The 16,632-nt window shown below is 42.7% G+C and carries 18 protein-coding genes; all 18 read left to right on the top strand.

Features of this window, described 5'->3' with window-relative positions:
* Window positions 1-134 precede the first annotated feature (134 nt).
* Window positions 135-1,139: a hypothetical protein gene (locus QZU58_RS01335; RefSeq protein WP_294494073.1), complete on the top strand. Its 1,005-nt coding sequence runs from the start codon at window positions 135-137 to the stop codon at window positions 1,137-1,139.
* Window positions 1,126-1,755, top strand: coding sequence for a PilN domain-containing protein (locus QZU58_RS01330; RefSeq protein WP_294494072.1), 630 nt, complete (start codon window positions 1,126-1,128; stop codon window positions 1,753-1,755). The genes QZU58_RS01335 and QZU58_RS01330 overlap by 14 nt, the downstream gene beginning before the upstream one ends.
* Window positions 1,756-1,758: 3 nt before the next feature.
* Window positions 1,759-2,391 carry a hypothetical protein gene (locus tag QZU58_RS01325; RefSeq protein ID WP_294494070.1) on the top strand — a complete coding sequence of 211 codons (633 nt, stop codon included), beginning with the start codon at window positions 1,759-1,761 and terminating at the stop codon, window positions 2,389-2,391.
* Window positions 2,384-2,716: a hypothetical protein gene (locus tag QZU58_RS01320; protein ID WP_294494068.1), complete on the top strand. Its 333-nt coding sequence runs from the start codon at window positions 2,384-2,386 to the stop codon at window positions 2,714-2,716. Before QZU58_RS01325 ends, QZU58_RS01320 begins: the two co-directional genes overlap by 8 nt.
* Window positions 2,713-4,368 (top strand): pilus (MSHA type) biogenesis protein MshL, encoded by a 1,656-nt coding sequence (mshL, locus tag QZU58_RS01315; RefSeq protein WP_294459738.1) that lies wholly within the window; start codon window positions 2,713-2,715, stop codon window positions 4,366-4,368. The genes QZU58_RS01320 and mshL overlap by 4 nt, the downstream gene beginning before the upstream one ends.
* A gap of 48 nt (window positions 4,369-4,416) precedes the next feature.
* Entirely contained in the window at window positions 4,417-5,313 is an 897-nt protein-coding gene (locus QZU58_RS01310) for an AAA family ATPase (protein WP_294494065.1), read from the top strand.
* On the top strand, window positions 5,310-6,596 hold the full coding sequence (locus QZU58_RS01305) for a tetratricopeptide repeat protein (RefSeq protein ID WP_294494062.1): 1,287 nt from the start codon (window positions 5,310-5,312) through the stop codon (window positions 6,594-6,596). The genes QZU58_RS01310 and QZU58_RS01305 overlap by 4 nt, the downstream gene beginning before the upstream one ends.
* Window positions 6,596-8,359, top strand: a complete 1,764-nt coding sequence (locus QZU58_RS01300) for a GspE/PulE family protein (RefSeq protein WP_294494060.1) — start codon at window positions 6,596-6,598, stop codon at window positions 8,357-8,359. The genes QZU58_RS01305 and QZU58_RS01300 overlap by 1 nt, the downstream gene beginning before the upstream one ends.
* Window positions 8,359-9,591 (top strand): type II secretion system F family protein, encoded by a 1,233-nt coding sequence (locus tag QZU58_RS01295; protein ID WP_294461614.1) that lies wholly within the window; start codon window positions 8,359-8,361, stop codon window positions 9,589-9,591. Before QZU58_RS01300 ends, QZU58_RS01295 begins: the two co-directional genes overlap by 1 nt.
* Before the next feature lie 363 nt (window positions 9,592-9,954).
* Window positions 9,955-10,665, top strand: coding sequence for a prepilin-type N-terminal cleavage/methylation domain-containing protein (locus QZU58_RS01290; RefSeq protein WP_294461613.1), 711 nt, complete (start codon window positions 9,955-9,957; stop codon window positions 10,663-10,665).
* Window positions 10,666-10,676: 11 nt separating this feature from the next.
* Window positions 10,677-11,117 (top strand): prepilin-type N-terminal cleavage/methylation domain-containing protein, encoded by a 441-nt coding sequence (locus tag QZU58_RS01285; RefSeq protein WP_294461611.1) that lies wholly within the window; start codon window positions 10,677-10,679, stop codon window positions 11,115-11,117.
* Window positions 11,108-11,830: a prepilin-type N-terminal cleavage/methylation domain-containing protein gene (locus tag QZU58_RS01280; RefSeq protein ID WP_294461609.1), complete on the top strand. Its 723-nt coding sequence runs from the start codon at window positions 11,108-11,110 to the stop codon at window positions 11,828-11,830. Before QZU58_RS01285 ends, QZU58_RS01280 begins: the two co-directional genes overlap by 10 nt.
* Entirely contained in the window at window positions 11,830-12,621 is a 792-nt protein-coding gene (locus tag QZU58_RS01275; protein ID WP_294461605.1) for a type II secretion system protein, read from the top strand. Before QZU58_RS01280 ends, QZU58_RS01275 begins: the two co-directional genes overlap by 1 nt.
* Before the next feature lie 46 nt (window positions 12,622-12,667).
* Window positions 12,668-13,210, top strand: coding sequence for a hypothetical protein (locus tag QZU58_RS01270; RefSeq protein ID WP_294494057.1), 543 nt, complete (start codon window positions 12,668-12,670; stop codon window positions 13,208-13,210).
* A gap of 299 nt (window positions 13,211-13,509) precedes the next feature.
* Entirely contained in the window at window positions 13,510-14,571 is a 1,062-nt protein-coding gene (locus QZU58_RS01265; protein ID WP_294461603.1) for a rod shape-determining protein, read from the top strand.
* 22 nt (window positions 14,572-14,593) lie between these two features.
* Entirely contained in the window at window positions 14,594-15,583 is a 990-nt protein-coding gene (gene mreC, locus QZU58_RS01260; protein ID WP_294461601.1) for a rod shape-determining protein MreC, read from the top strand.
* Window positions 15,573-16,073 (top strand): rod shape-determining protein MreD, encoded by a 501-nt coding sequence (mreD, locus tag QZU58_RS01255; RefSeq protein ID WP_294461598.1) that lies wholly within the window; start codon window positions 15,573-15,575, stop codon window positions 16,071-16,073. The genes mreC and mreD overlap by 11 nt, the downstream gene beginning before the upstream one ends.
* Window positions 16,066-16,632, top strand: a complete 567-nt coding sequence (locus tag QZU58_RS01250; protein ID WP_294494054.1) for a Maf family protein — start codon at window positions 16,066-16,068, stop codon at window positions 16,630-16,632. Before mreD ends, QZU58_RS01250 begins: the two co-directional genes overlap by 8 nt.

Below are 16,632 nucleotides of genomic sequence, written 5' to 3'. Positions count from 1 at the left end.
TTTGAAAGCTTTTGTGTGTACATGTGAATGTATTTCAAATTTTATGAATGTTCATTATAAGTTTTGATTATTCTATTGTTTCCTTCGTGGTAAAGTTTAATTTAGGTTAGTTTTATATTTCGGTGTTTATCTGTATGGCTAAAGGTAATGTTAACAAGGTTATTTTAGGTATTGCCAATGAGGAGATTACTTTTCTGTACTCACCTTCCGGCAAGACCAGAGTTATAACTGACAGTGTGTTATGTGCAGGTAATTCCGAGTGGAGAAGTGCCATCGATTCCCTGTTCAGTAAATATAAGGTTCAGGCGTCATGCAAGGTTATTGTCGTGCTGGCTCAGGGAATGTACACGGTTGTACAGCTTCCAAAGAATGAGCGTCTTACCGATGAGGAACTTACCGGAATTGCCATGGTAAAGGATCTTGAGCCAGCGGTTCAGGGCAGGGTTCTGGATTATACGTGGGACTTTTATGATGCCAAAACCGGCAAGAACAGCAAGCCGACACTGAATTTCGTGCTTGTTGAAAAGAAGCTTATTGCCATGGTGGCTGAAATAGTTAACGATTATGCCACATTGGAGAAGATTACCGTTTTCGACCTGGCAATGACTGAATTCATATCCTACTACCAGGCGGCATCAATGAATAAGATTAAGGAAAAGGAACGTACACCGTATGTTCCTCAGCTGTGCCTGACTCTGTATCTTCAGAAAGACAAGGAACTCACTGTTTACGGCGTATACGGCGGTGAACTGTGCTACTCACGTGTCTTAAGAGGTTACAGGTCACTTGCAACTGATCTTATCACTGGCGCGGATGATCCTAAAATCAGCAGGCTGACAACTGAAATTTTACGAATAACCGATGATTTCTTTACCTCCAGACTCGGTCTTCCGCCGATGAGCAAGCTGTTACTGGTGATGAATGCCGAACAGTTGAAGAACATAGCTGTAAGCATGAGTCAGAATTTCAGAAGAGTCGTGGATGTAATACCTATAAACAGTGATGTGGAATCAACTGAAGCTGCCGGCTATTCAGTATGTAAAAATACAGAACTTGTTGATGTTTTAAAGAAAGATTTAAGTTTTGCGCCGTTGTTGGGAATTTGGAAAGAAGGAATACTTGTAAGTGAGAAAAATTAGAATCAATCTCTACAGCAAGGAATTTCAACCAAAACTGGTAATCCTTAGCCTGAAACACATGATTGCCGTGTGGATACTTACCGCCGTAGTGATGGCACTGTGGGTTAATGTGTCCAATGCCGATCATAAGAAATTGTCCGATAAGGAAAAATCAATGACCCAGGAGATTGATGATCTCGGGGATGAACTGGCACAGACTCAGGTTATTGTTTCTTCCTTAAGGCTTGATACCTCTTTAGAAGCACAGGTTCAGCAAGTACGTAAGCTTGTGTCCGGAAAAAGGGAACTCAAATCATATCTTAACGGCAGCATGAATACCGGCAGTACCGGTTTTTCAGGTTTTATGAAATCCCTGGCTGTCATAAAGAATGATGGCATAGCAATAACAGGCTTCAGTATTGAAGATGGCATGGCTGACATAGAAGGTGTTGCAAGGAATGCTAATGACGTACCTAAATGGCTGGGACAGTTCCAGAACTATCCGGCGTTGTCAGGCCTTGCCTTCGGTAGCGTGAAACTGAATTACAACAGGGACGACAATTATCTCGGCTTTTCCCTTAAAAGCAAAATAAAAGAAGAAAAGGAAGACGAAACTGCAGTAAAGGGGAGGAGATAGGTAATGGGTAAATTCAGAGAATATGACAAGAAAATAGCGGCAATGACCATGAGAGAACGCGTAATGGTAATGCTTGCCGGTGTATTTGCCATTGCCGCTCCTCTTTATTTCGGTATTATTGATGCAAACAAAACTGATAACAATAAAATCAATTCCAGAATTACGTCTTTGAAAACCGACCTTGATGAACGGAGATCAGAATTAGAGACATGGCAGGCGCGTATTACTAAGGATCCTAATCTTGAATTGAGGGAAGAACTGAAATCTCTTAATCAGGAGATCGGCGAGATTGATGCAAAACTTGAAAATGATGCCAAAAGTCTGGTAGATGCCAAGCTTATGCCTGAAATACTGAAGAGAATGCTGAATACGACGGATGTGGAACTGCTGTCGCTGGAAAATCTTCCTCCAAAGACGCTGATGAACAGCGGGGACAGCACCTTATATCAGCATACGGTCCGCCTGACTCTTAAGGGGCGATATCTGGATATCATGAAACATCTAGAGAAGGTTGAGAAATCCGAATATACCTTTTACTGGCATTTAATTAATTACCATGTGGTTCAGTATCCGGTTTCAGAAGTTACCGTTGAAGTTTATACCCTGAGTATCAGTAAGGACTTTTTGCATGCTTAAAAAATTTTTAATGATATCGGTATTGCTTGTACCGGTATCTTTTGCTGAAGATTTTCAACTGCACGACCCCACATCTCCTCTTGTGGGAATGAGTTCTTCATCTGGTGCTGCTGACAAGAGTCCGGTTGAAGATCTGAAACTTCAGGCAATAATGAGAGGAAACGGCAGGACCAGAGCCATTGTGAATGGTAAGACCTGCTATATAGCGGAAGATTGTTTTGGATATAAAGTTTTCGCCATTAACAAATCAGATATTCTTCTGAAAAAGGACAATAATCCCGCAGTTGTGAAACTATCACTGTTTACATCGAAGGTGCAAAAATGAGTAGGATATTGAAATCAGCGATAGCTATAACTTTGGCTATGAGTGTTGGTTGTGTTTATACACATCCGCAGCCTAAGGAAGCTCAGGAGGAACTGGCGCTGGCACTGTCTCAGGCAGGACTGGCTGATGTACCTGATGATGTGTTGAATGAATTGAATCCTGATAATCCGTTGGATGATCAATATTCAATAAATAATGCCAACAGAATTTCCATTGCCGCAAATAATGTTCCAGCGGCCGAGTTTTTCGCAAGAATAATGAATCAATCAAACTCATCCGTAGTTGTACATCCGGAAGTAAGCGGAAACATTACGCTTAATCTTGATAACGTAACTACAGACGAGGTGTTTGATGCGGTATACAGAATGTACGGGTATTACACCGAAAAAAGAGATTCGGTTTACTACGTATATCCTGCAGGTATCCACACTGAGAACATTTCGATTAATTACCTGTCAATGATCAGAGAGGCCGAAACCAAACTGTCAATTGTTAATAATACCGTAAGCAATTCATCTGACGATGGTGATAGTTCATCCGGAGGTTCTTCCGGATCCTCAGGTGACTCAGGAGACAGTGATTCTGAGAGTTCTAGCGGAACCAAGGTGACAACTACTGCCAAGAGTGATTTCTGGTCAGAGTTGCAAAGTGTTTTGAGTTCCCTTGTGGGTAATGCGGAAGGGCGATTAGTTAAGGTTAATCCGCATGCCGCAATGGTTACTGTAAGAGGTATGCCGGAAGATATTCAGAATGTTAAGAATTATCTGAACAGCATTGAATCTCATCTTCACAGACAGGTGGTGATTGAGTCTAAGATTATTGAAGTTACTCTCAATGAAAATTATTCACAGGGTATAGACTGGTCTGCAATTACTGGACATACTTTTAAATTTGGTAATGCAAAGCCTTTCGGTACCGGCACAGGTGATTCCATCATTGGTGTTCTTGGCGGCGGTCTGTCTTTTTCAGCTGAGTCCGCACACTTTAATGCACTGCTTAATTTCTTAAAGACTCAGGGTGATGTGTCAACACTTTCCAGTCCGAGAATAACGGCATTAAATAACCAGAAAGCGGTAATGAAGGTCGGCACGGATTCTTATTTTCTTACTGATATTTCTGTTGATACTTCAGCAAGCACGACAACCAGCAGTAATTACCTTACATCAGATGTTACCTTTAAACCGTTCTTCAGCGGTGTATCACTGGATGTTCTGCCGCAGATTAATGAGAATAACGAAGTTCTGATGCATATTCATCCTGCGGTAATTGATGTTCAGCAGGATAATAAGGTTGTTAATCTTGGCGGCGGTTCCTCCTCAATGGATTTGCCTTTGGCAAGTTCCCAGGTAAGGGAAACGGATACCATTGTCAAGGTTAAGTCCGGTGATGTGATTCTTATTGGCGGTTTAATGAGATCTGAAGTCGGTGAATTGGTATCAAAGGTTCCTGTACTCGGCGACATTCCGTATCTCGGCGAACTTTTTACTAACAGAAACAACTACAATCACAAGAAAGAGCTGGTAATTCTTTTGAAGCCTGTTGTAGTTGACGGTGATACCTGGAAGAACGAGATCAATAAATCAGTGGAACTGCTTAAGAAGTGGTATCCGGATGATGAGAGGAAGAATTCGGACACAGATATCCTCGAATAGAATAACAAAAAGAAAGAGGTTTTTAGGGTGTATCAAGATTTTTTTGGTTTGGAACAGCAACCGTTCAGCCTGACTCCAAATACCAGTCTATATTATGGTCTTCCCCCTCATGAAGAGGCTTTGGAAGTATTGAGTACAGCCCTGGCAAACGGAGAGGGATTTATTAAGGTTACCGGTGAAGTTGGTACCGGTAAGACCATGGTTCTGCGTTTGTTTATGAGCAGACTGACAGAGAATTACGAACTGGTATACATTCCTAATCCGGTTCTTACTCCGGCGGAACTTAAGCTTTCAATAGCAAAGGAACTGCAGTTGGCTGTTGATAATGTGTCTAATCTGTCCCTTAATGACATCATAAATAACAGATTGCTTGAAATTAATAAATCAGGCAGAAAGGTTGTGATGATAGTCGATGAGGCACAGGCACTCAGTGACGAGACGCTGGAGGCAATACGACTGTTGGGCAATCTCGAAACAGAACAGGATAAGATGCTTCATATTATTCTGTTCGGACAGCCTGAACTGGATTATAAGCTTCTGCAGAATAATTTCAGGCAACTGAGGCAGAGAATATCCTTTTCTTATGCTCTGCGCCCTCTGACGGAACATGAAACCTATTCATACCTTAATTACAGGATGAAGGCATCAGGATTTAAGGGGATAGAGGTATTCAGCCGCAACGTGGCACACAGAATTTATAAGGCTAGTCATGGGATTCCCAGAATCATAAATGTCATAGCCAATAAATCCTTAATGCTCTGCTATGGCTATGGAATATTCACTGTAAGTAAAAAGGTCGTTTCGGAAGCCGTATCTGACACTGTCGGAATAGCGTCTTCAGGGAGAAAACACGGTATTTTAAGACGTCTCGGTATTATTGGACTGATGTTTACCATCATGTTATTAACGGTCGGCGGTTTTTATGTCTTTGGAGCGAGCAGATGAGTGTTATAAACAAAGCTTTAAAAGAACTTAACAAGCGTAATTCCGGCGATGAGTACGGTAAATATGTTCCTCCGGAAAAGTCTGCCTTTTCTTTCAATAAAATTGCTCTTATTTCACTGGCAGTCATGGGAATTGCCGTGTTAGGTGCCGCCGGTTACTACGCATACAAAATGGGAGAGCAGAGCAAACAGAGCGGAACAAAGGTTCAGGCTGAGACTACCAAAGCATCTCAGCAGGCATCCGCAGAAAAACAAGAATCAGACTTAGGAACAGACAAGAAAGATTCTGATATTTCTATGGTTGCGGAGCAGCCGGCAGAGAGCTCAGTTATCTCGGAAAAAAATGAAGAAGATGAAAGTACTCAGGATAATGAATTGATTGTACTTGCCGAAACGGAACCCTCAATATCCGAGAATTCCGTATCGTCCGGAGAGACTGAAGATGTTCCTTATCTTGATGTAAACAAAAAGTCTGAAAGGAAGCTGGTAAAAAATAATACCAGAAACACGGATTCTGTTAAGAAGAGCGTGAAGACCCATTCTTCTACTGAGGCTGTAAATGATTCAGTGATAAAACCACAGGCAGGCGCTGTTGTCGATAGCTATGTTTATGATGCCGACAATTATGTAATTGAAGAGCAGCCGGTCATTTCGGAAAAAAGCAGAAGTAAGCCATCATCTCTAAAGGTTTCAAAGAGTAATATGAGTCCTGCTGACCAGAAGGCCATGTATCGTTCTCAGGCTCTTAACTATCTTGGCAAGGGGGATAGCAGAAAGGCTGTGGAGGCATACAAGAATGTGCTGGCTGTTGATCCGCGAGATATCGAGGCAAGAGAAAAACTTGCCGGACTGTATTATGGTCAGGACAATCATGCAGAAGCCATAAGAGTGCTCGATCGAGGTATAGCACTGACTCCGACACATTATGACTATCGTCTTTTTCTTTCCAGAATATACAAGGCACACGGTGACAATGCCAAGGCACTGAAGGTTTTGGAAAAGGCCAATCCGCCTGTAGCAGGTAATATTGATTACTATGCGACCATGGCGTCAATAGCCAGAGAGTCAGGCGATTATGTGGCGGCTTCAAAGGCGTATACAGCACTTGCTTCAACAAATACGTCCGACGGAAAGTGGTACCTCGGTCTGGGAATATCAGAGGAAAAGCAGGGCAGACACAGGCAGGCTCTTGAGGCGTACAGAAAAGCATCAACGTTATATTTAAGTCAGTCTTCACGTAAATTTGTTGAAGGTCGGATAAAGTTTTTGGAGAAACTAAAATAATGCCGGAAGATAACAGTTCTAGAAAAAGGCTACGTATAGGTGATGTTTTAGTTCAGTCTGGAATAATAACTTCATCTGACGTAGAAGAAGCTTTAAATTATTCCAAGGAAATGAACCTTAAGCTTGGACAGGCGGTGGTTGCGCTCGGCTTGGCAACAGAGGCGGATATTTGTACCGCACTGGGGCAACAGCTGCAGATGACCGTATTCACCGATTTGTCAAAGTTGAACATTGACAGCAATGTTGTTCAGATGCTTCCTGAAAATATTGCCAGACAGAAAAGAGCCCTGGCAATATCCAAACGAGTCAATCCAAACACGGGCAATGATGTTGTTACGGTTGTAATAGCTGACCCGTTGGATTATTACGGTCGTGATGATATCGTTGATAAGCTTGATCCAAATGAGGTGGACTTTGTTATTACTCCTGAATCGGAAATAGTAAAGTATCTGCCGATGCTCTACCGCAATACCGAGAACATTGCCAAATATGCGGATCAGCTCCAGAGTGAAATTACAAAATCAGCATTTGAGGTCGGAGCAACAGATACTCTTAATGTTGATGATGAGTCTTCCGATGCGGCCGTCGTTAATCTGCTCAAATCCGTTTTTGAGGATGCCATAAACTGGAAGGCCTCAGATATTCACATAGAGCCTGATGACGGGGTTTTGAGAATAAGACAGCGTATTGACGGCAGTCTTACAGAACAGATACTTCCAAGTTCCGATATCGGAGCCGCCATAGCATTGAGAATTAAACTTATGGCCGGTCTTGATATTTCGGAGAAAAGACTGCCTCAGGATGGTAGATTCCACATTACAATTGCAGGTAACGGGGTTGACGTGCGTGTGTCAACGTTGCCTACGCAGTATGGCGAATCCATAGTAATGCGTATTCTGAATCAGGCTACCGGACTTGTTTCGCTGGATGCTACCGGTATGCCGGAAAATATTCTCGAGAGTATGAGAGTTCAGATTCACAGACCTCACGGGATGATTTTGGTAACCGGTCCGACAGGTTCCGGTAAAACCACAACACTGTACGGCGCACTTAACGAACTTAACACGCCAGATGTAAAGATTATTACCGTAGAGGATCCTGTGGAATTTCGTCTGCCTAGAATAACCCAGGTTCAGATTAATCAGAAAATAGGTTTGGATTTTGCCAACGTATTGAGAGCCTGTCTGCGTCAGGACCCGGACGTAATACTGGTCGGTGAAATGCGAGATAAGGAAACCAGTGAAATAGGTCTGCGAGGAGCCATGACAGGTCATCTGGTGCTGTCTACCCTACACACAAATGATGCTATTTCAAGTACCATGCGCTTATGTGACATGGGCGCACCTGGTTATCTTGTAGCCAGTTCACTTAAAGCAGTGCTGGCACAGAGACTGGTAAGAAGGGTATGTCCTAAGTGCGGTGATTACTGTGACGTGGAACCGTCTCAGGAAAGGTTTATTGAGGCGGCACTCGGAGTGCCGGTGGAGGAACAGAGACAGCACAAATTCAAGCTTGGTAACAAGGGAAAGGGGTGTCAGTACTGTAATTTCAGCGGGTACAAGGGGCGTATAGGCGTGTTTGAACTGCTCGTTCTAAACGATGCAATGATGGAAGCCTTAAGAAGGGATGATCTTGAAGGATTTGCTAAATGTGCGAAAGAGAGTCCGATATATAAACCTCTTGCAAAGGTTGCCTATGACCTCGCCGTCGACGGCATTACTTCCATAGAGGAGGTGATGAAACTCTGTGAGGTAAATGACTAATGCCTACATACAAATATAAAGCCAAGAATATTTCAGGCGGGTATGTACAGGGAACCATAGAAGCCAACAGCCTTTCTGATGTCATTGATGAGGTCACCAGAACGGGTATGATACCTGTTGACATTACGGAAACCAGACAGGCTGTTGCAGTCAAGATGCCTCCTGTTTTCTCCAAGTTTTTCAAGAAAAAAGTAAAAACCGAGCAGCTGGTAATGTTCTGTCGTCAGATGTATTCCCTGAGTAAGGCCGGTGTTCCAATGATTAGAGCCATTAATGGTCTCAGTGATTCAATGGAGCACCCTGCACTGAAGGAATCTCTTATGAAACTCAACAGGGATCTGATAGGCGGTAAATCATTGGCTTTATCCATGTCTGAACAGCCTGATATTTACAATTCGCTGTTTGTGGCAATGATAAATGTGGGTGAAAATACAGGTAAACTTGATGATGTTTTTGCCCAGCTTGCAACTTATTTTGAACTTGATATGCAGACTAAAAAAAGTATAACGGCTGCGATGCGTTATCCAATCATGGTTATGCTTTTTATAGTTGCTGCGGTAGTTATTCTCAATATTTTTGTTATTCCCGTCTTTACGGATATGTTTTCTAAATTCGGCGTTGATTTACCCATAACAACCAGAATACTGATTACTACCTCAAATATATTTGTTAATTACTGGCCGTACATGCTGGCAGTTGCGATAGCCGTGCCTCTTTTCATAAAAAATGCCATGAAGAAGGAATCTGTCAGAACAAAATGGGATCAGTACAAGCTGAAAATTCCCGTAATAGGAAATATTTTGAATATGTCGCTTCTGGGCAGATTCTGCAGAAGCTTTTCACTTATGCTGCAATCCGGTGTGCCGCTTAATACTGCTCTGAGGCTTGTTGCCGATGCACTTGATAATAAGTTTCTTGAAAAGAAAGTTCTTAATATGCAGAAACAGATAGAGCAGGGTGTATCGCTGTCTCAGACGGCCCTGCAGAGCCAGATGTTTTCACCGCTCGTGCTTCAGATGTTTGCTGTAGGTGATGAAACAGGTCGAGTAGATGAGCTTCTTATAGAAGGTGCTGACTATTACGAGCGTGAAGTTGACTACGGCGTAAAATCCTTAACGTCAAAAATTGAGCCTTTATTACTGGTGGTTGTTTCATTAATCGTAGGTCTGCTTGCTATGGGTATATTCTCTCCTATGTGGGATATGTACGGTGCAATGCAGGGTAAACAGTAATAGATGGATTGTTGAGTATTTATAGGATTACTTTATTTGTATATAAAAAATCGATTAAGTGTTTTGATATCAGAATAAGAGCATTTGTAATAAATAATGATACTGATTCTGTTTAGAATAATAGTACACAAATTTATTTGAATTGTTGATTATTTTATTTGAGGATACTAATTGAAAAATATTTAAATATAAGCTCCGTATTTAAAAATTAGAAGTGACCCAATAAACGACATCGTAGTAAGGGGGTTTTAAGTGATAAACGATGTTTTTTGGATATAATTAATTTATAACGTAATTTATTTATCAGAAATAGTGAACAGGATGTTTTCTCTGGTACGTAAGTAGTCTTTTTAGGAGTGAAAGATGAAAAAATCAAAGTCTTTAAAGAAAGGTAATCGCAGGCGCGGTTTTACTCTGATTGAACTTATAATTGTAATAGTGATTTTGGGTATTCTGGCCGCTACAGCTCTTCCTCGATTCATTGATGTTACCGAAGAAGCCAAAAAAGCAAGCGTGGAAGGTGTTGCAGGTAACTTTGCAACAGGTATTCTGTTGGTCAGAGCGCAGTGGGAAGCCAAGAGCCGACCAAAGGTTGATGGTGTCAACAGCGTTCTCTATGACGGAAGTCGTTTCTATCTGACTACTCCTTCAAGTTCAAAGATTGAGGACGGGACAATGAGCCCGGGATATCCTATTGCCGCCAGTGCAATAAATTCATCGTCATCACCTGTTACCGCTGAGTACGCTTCATACTATGATACCGGAATGACGTCTGAGAAATGTCTTCGTATTTGGGAAAGCATGCTTCAGAATCCTCCGAAGGCAACAACAAGCATCAGTGATGTGAACAGCAGTTCCGAAAACTATAAGTATTTTGTTTCATACAGCATCGGTCAGGTGAACGGCAGTGCCGTGGCTAATTACGGCATATGTCATTATTATCTGGTGGTTTCTTTGGATCGAAGTGAAAATGGTAATTATAAAGCTCCTAACAACAGTACGGATAAGTATATGAGCTTTACTTATGTGCCTGCTTTAGGGTTGATAACACCATATATTCACAGCAGTAATTAAGTGTTGTGGTCATGAACAGATGCTCAGCTGGTTTCTCGTTGATGGAGTTGGTGACGGTAATCGTTATTTTGGGAATATTGTCAGCAACCGTAGTTCCGAAACTGTCATCAGGTTCCGGTGAGCATCTTGCTGTTTGTCAGGATGTTTCCACACTTATTCTGCATACGCAGAGTATCAATATAAATCAGGGTGATTCCCCTGATGTCCTTTTTAAGTCCTTTACTACCGGAGATTACGGTGTCTGCATAAGAGGGCAGTGTTCCGATGTTGAAAACCTTCATATGCGAGGGGGAGATCCTCACGTTGTTATGCTGGGTTCAGATGATGTCGAGATTGTTTTCAACGGTATAGGGCAGTTACAGAGTCCGTCGGATGTTTCGTTAACGTATGATTATGACGGTGCCTCTTGTTCAGTTACCGTGAATACGGAGGGAGCCGTATCATGGAAGTGAGCAGTAAAGGGTTTTCTCTGGTTGAGCTTGTTGTGGGAATAGTTGTCATGGGTGTTGTACTCAGCGGCATTATTCCGATTATGGGGGCTCTTGAGACTAAGTCTGTGGAACCGGTGTTTCAGGTAAAGGCGGATCTGTTGGCCAATCGTATTTATAACCAGATGAAAATCAGAGCCTACGATGAAAAGTCTGATCATCAAGGTGGAGAATGCCGTTGCGGGGAAACCGTAAGCTACAGGGGTGTTGAAGTCTGTAATCTCGGAGCGTGTACCGGAACTTCTGAGTTCGGTCCTGACGGAGATGAGAAGGACAATCCGCGTCCGGAAAACTTTAATGACGTGGATGATTTTGATACGACAAGTCTGTGTGGTCTTGGTTCTCTTTCAGCATACTGTTACGGAAACAGTAACAGATGCGGTGAGGGGAATTCAAGCTGTAGCAAAATAAACACTGCGCTGTGCGGAAACAAGGAATGCCTGATCCCGGCGGTTTTCTTTGTTGATAATTCACACAATGATTCTTGCACTTTTTCCGGAGGAAGTACTGATATAGCCTGCAATAGCTTTGAGAATTTCTTTGTTAAGATTAAAGTAGCCAGTGAGAACGTGAATCAGGCCGGACTGGATAGCGTAACAGTCAAAAAAATAACGATAAGTGTGTTATCTCCACGGGATGATACCTTTGTGTATCAGTTTATTAGGAGTAACTACTGATGAGGAGAATTAAGGCTTTTACACTGATTGAACTTGTTGTCGTGATGGTCATTCTTGGGATTACGGCAACAGCTACCGTATCGTTCCTCTGGCAGGGGTCAAAAATGTTTGTAGGCATAGGTGACAGAGCCAGACTTTCAGCTGTTGCCCACAACCTTTTTTCAAGATTCAGAATCCAGCTTGAGAATGCGATTCCGTACAGCATATCGGTAACTGATAACATTTATTCAGACGGGGCCGGATCGATGCTTTCATTCACCCTTCCGATAGCAAGATATCGTATTGCGGACATAAGTGACGGTCAATATGTTTATCTGCCTCTTAGTGAGAATGATCATCTCTGTTCCGCCGATTTGAGTTCTCTGCAGTTAAGGTATGTCAAGCTCAGTCATTCCTATGGAACTTTGAATATCCAGGGAGTTACAAAACCGGACGGTTCAGCCGTTTCTTCCTCATGTGCCGCCGGCGTTTACAAGGTCAAGGTTTCCGGTTTCTCCGGAGATTCATATGTGGGCGGAGGGACTGTCCTGTATCTTACCGATGGTATTTCCGATAAGAAATACTACAGAAGCAGTGCAGGTTATCTGTACTATCAGGAGGGAAATTCGTTAAAGGCACTGAATAATCCCGTAACCGGTGAGCATGGAGCTGCGGTAGATATATTTAAACTTAATGATGGTACTTTTTCAAACGGTCAGAATGCTGTTACCGTTTCCGTTAAACTGTCTTCCGGAGATGATTTTGTAACCGTAAGTCAGCGGTTTGAACTTCATAACAGCATGGATCTTTAATTGGGTGGGCATCATGGTATCGATAATAAGAAAAGTCAAAGGATCTATGATGATGACTGCTGTGGCAGTCATAGTGATTTTTTCGCTGCTCATAGCTTTTTCTGCCCGAATGCTTACCAACAGTACCCAAAATACGGTTACGGTTTCGGTGGGGTCTCAGGCGGAATTGCTTGCTCATACCGGGACTGAATATGCCATGGCCCTGCTTTTCCCTCTGGGCAGTGAGAACGGTTCACTCTCGTCATCTCTTTGGGGCGGCGGGGAACCTGCTTCAAGGTCAATTCTTCCCGATAACTGCAATTCGGTTTCCCATGCGTCAGGCAATGTCCTCTGTAATGGTTTTCGTGACGGCTGTTTTCTTGATAAACTTTATATCGATGTGAAGAAAATTATCAGTGACGAAGTCTCCGGTTCGGATGTGCTGTATGAGTACAGAATAACATCATCAGCAGTATGTTCCGTTCCTTTTATTGACACCTACTGCGAACCGGGGAGTGATATCTGTTCGGGAAATACGGGCTATTATCAGGTCAGAAGATCTGAGATTACAAAAAGCTCGGACATAAGCTGGAACATCAGTGCGGAATAACCAGACCAGAAGTCTTTGAGCTGTATTTTAAATTCCCGTAAGCTCTATCTTTAAATAACTTTTTCTTAAAAGATCACCTATTTAGTGATATAATCTGCATGCTTTATTTTTAATTCAGTAGGTGAAGAAGGTAGAGTCTACTGTTTGTTCACGCGTGGAATAGTGTAAAGCTTTGAATATTCATGAATTCAAGGTATTTACTCAGAAAATTTAAGGCTGGGGTCCGTCCCTTATTTAATCATTTTTCAGTCTCAGTAACCAGGTGCTGGGATATAAGTGTTTGTATCCGGATTTAATAAATGTTTAATAAACTTAGATCTTTATATTCTACTGACCTTTCTATTGACCTTGGAACGGCTAATACTCTTATTTATGTTAAGTCCTCAGGTCTGGTTTTGAATGAACCAACAGTTGTGGCGGTAAAGGAAAAGGGTGGCTCAAGGGGAAGGTCTCTTGCCCCTATTGCCGTTGGGCGTGCCGCAAAAAGCATGCTGGGTAAGGCTCCTGAAGACATCAAGGTCGTAAGACCGATGAAAGACGGTGTAATTGCCGACTGCAAATATACTGAAAGAATGCTTGAAGAGTTCATGCGTTCAATACCTACCAAGTCACTGAAATTCCTAAGATTTATTTCAAGTGGCCCGCGTGTTCTTGTATGCGTACCTTACGGTTCAACTCCGGTTGAAAGAAATGCCATAAAGAACTCAATCAGATTATGCGGTGCCAGTGAAGTTCATACTCTTACTGAGCCAATGGCGGCTGCCGTGGGTGCTGGTCTTCCCGTGACTGAGCCTAGCGGTTCAATGGTCATTGATATTGGTGGCGGCACCACTGAAGTTGCCATTATTGCTCTCTGCGGTATTGTTTATGCTTCATCCGTAAGAACCGGCGGTGATAAGTTTGATCAGGCCATTGTTCATTATATCCGTGACAAGCATCGTCTGGAAATCGGTGAAGTTACCGCAGAAAAGATTAAGATTGAGATCGGATGTGCCTACGAAGGTGAGGATGACGAACCAAGGGAAATGGAAATCCGCGGTCAGAGTATAATTGAACAGGCTCCACGTTCACTTGTTATTACCTCAACAGAGATTATGGAGGCTCTCCAGGGTCCTCTCAGCAGTATCATTGATGCTGTAGCAATGGCCTTAAACAATGCGCCTCCAGAACTTTCAGCAGATATTTCCAACAGAGGCATGACCATTACCGGTGGCGGTGCGCTTCTGAGAAATATTGATAAGGTTCTTAATATGCGTACGAAGGTTCCGGTAACTATAGCTGATGAGCCGCTCACATGCGTGGCCAGAGGAGGCGGTGCCGCACTGGAAATGGCTGAAAAAGGCATTGTTTTGTTTGACTAATTTTCTCTAACGGACGAGCGTTATGCAGAACAGATCAGGTATGTCAGCCAATATACGTTTTGCTTTGGTTGGCATGCTTTCACTGGTGTTGATACTGTTAGACAGCCATTTCGAGCTTTTTAAAGATCTTAGATACCACATCGAAAGCTATCTTACACCGGTCTATTATATCGCTGATGCTCCCGTTTCATTAGCTAATGACGCAAATGAAAGATTTCGCTCATATCAGGAAATAGCAGACGAAAATCGTCTGCTTAAGTATCAGCTCTCCGAAATAAGGGTAGAGCTGCTTAGATACGACAGCGTCATCCACGATAACGAAGTTCTCAGAAGACTGAATAATTCTCCGATAAAGGAGTCGTTCAGGCGAATGGGAGCTGAAGTTATGAGAGTTGATACCAATCCTTTTTCCCTTACCGTAATGATAAACCGCGGTGCTAAGGACGGGGTCTATGAGGGACAACCTGTAATTAACGAACAGGGCATTGTCGGTCAGATTATAAGTGTTGCCAATTCAACCAGCAGGGTACTGCTCATTTCAGATCAGAATCACTCCATTCCTGTTGTCGTTATGCGTAACGGAATTAGAGCCATTGCTACAGGAACGGGCATTGTCAATGAACTGAGTATAGTTAACATGCCGAGAAACGTTGATATACAGGTGGGTGATCTGTTAATTAGTTCCGGTCTCGGAGGCATATTCCCTTCAGGTTATCCTGTTGCAAGGGTAACTAATTTTGACAGAAGAGAAGGTCTGCAGTTTGCTGAAATTAAGGCGCAGCCTCTTGCAACACTTGATCGTCTTAAATACATGCTTCTCCTGTGGCTCCCCGATTCGGATCAGGAAACCATTGAAGAAATAAGGGCTGTTTCCGAGAATTCGGCTGATGTACAGCAGAGTGTGAAGGAGAAGACGATTCAGAAGTCAATTCCGACTCAGAATGATAAATCTCTGGTAACCGGCGGTTCCGGGAATAATAAGGAATCCGTAGGAGACAATCATGACCATTAAGAGTACAGGTTCTTTTTTGCTTATATGGATGTCCATTTTTGTCGCACTGGTTCTATCGATCATGAAATTACCTGCGAGCATAGGTGATTATCTGCCAAATTATGCCTGTCTGGTGGTTCTTGTCTGGGTTGTTGCCATTCCTTCAAGAGTGAATGTGATGACGGGATGGATAACAGGTCTGTGTATGGATTTTCTGCTCGGAACCACTTTGGGAATTCATGCCCTGGCTTTTTCATTCATGGTATGGATGATCTGTACGCAGTTCGAATCCATCAAGTATTATTCTCTGCCCGAACTGTCCATTGTCGTTGGAACGGTTATCTTTGTCGGCCAGTTTGTGCTGTTCTGGGGTGAACATCTGTTTGGTGTGGTTACCGTGGACTATAACATATTCTGGTCTGCTCTCTCAGGGGCTGTATGCTGGCCGTTCATTTACGTTTTCCTGATGTCGCTTTATCATCTGATTAGTCCGAAAATAGAAGATGAGTAATCGTAAAATAATTCTGGCTTCCGCATCGCCAAGACGAAGTGAGTTACTGAAAAATATGGGGTATTCATTTTCCGTAATGCCTGCCGATATTGACGAATCCAGGCTGTCACTGGAAGAAACTCCTTCTGACTATGTTAAGAGACTTTCTTTATTAAAGGCAGAAAAAATTTTAACCGGTAATCCTGATTCTGTCGTGATTGGTGTTGACACAATCGTGGCACTTGGAAATGACATATTCGGAAAACCTTCGGATTATGAAGAATTCCGATTCTTTATGCTCCGATTGAGCGGAAATACCCATCAGGTTTATACGGGCCTCAGCGTGGTCGATAAGAACAGAAAGGTAAATGATTTTATCAGATCCGATGTTACGTTTGCCCCAATGTCAGAGCGTGATATTGAAGAATATTGGGCTACCGGTGAACCTTTAGATAAGGCGGGTGGATATGCAATTCAAGGGATTGGCGGCAGTTTTATCAAACGTGTTTCGGGTAGTGTAAGTTCAATAATTGGTTTGCCTCAGGCAGAACTCAGGGAAATTCTGAACAGTTTTTTATAG

This window comes from uncultured Ruminobacter sp. (assembly GCA_902764345.1).
GTDB lineage: Bacteria > Pseudomonadota > Gammaproteobacteria > Enterobacterales > Succinivibrionaceae > Ruminobacter.
Note: the sequence above shows the minus strand (reverse complement) of the source record. Positions and strands in the feature narration are given on the sequence as shown.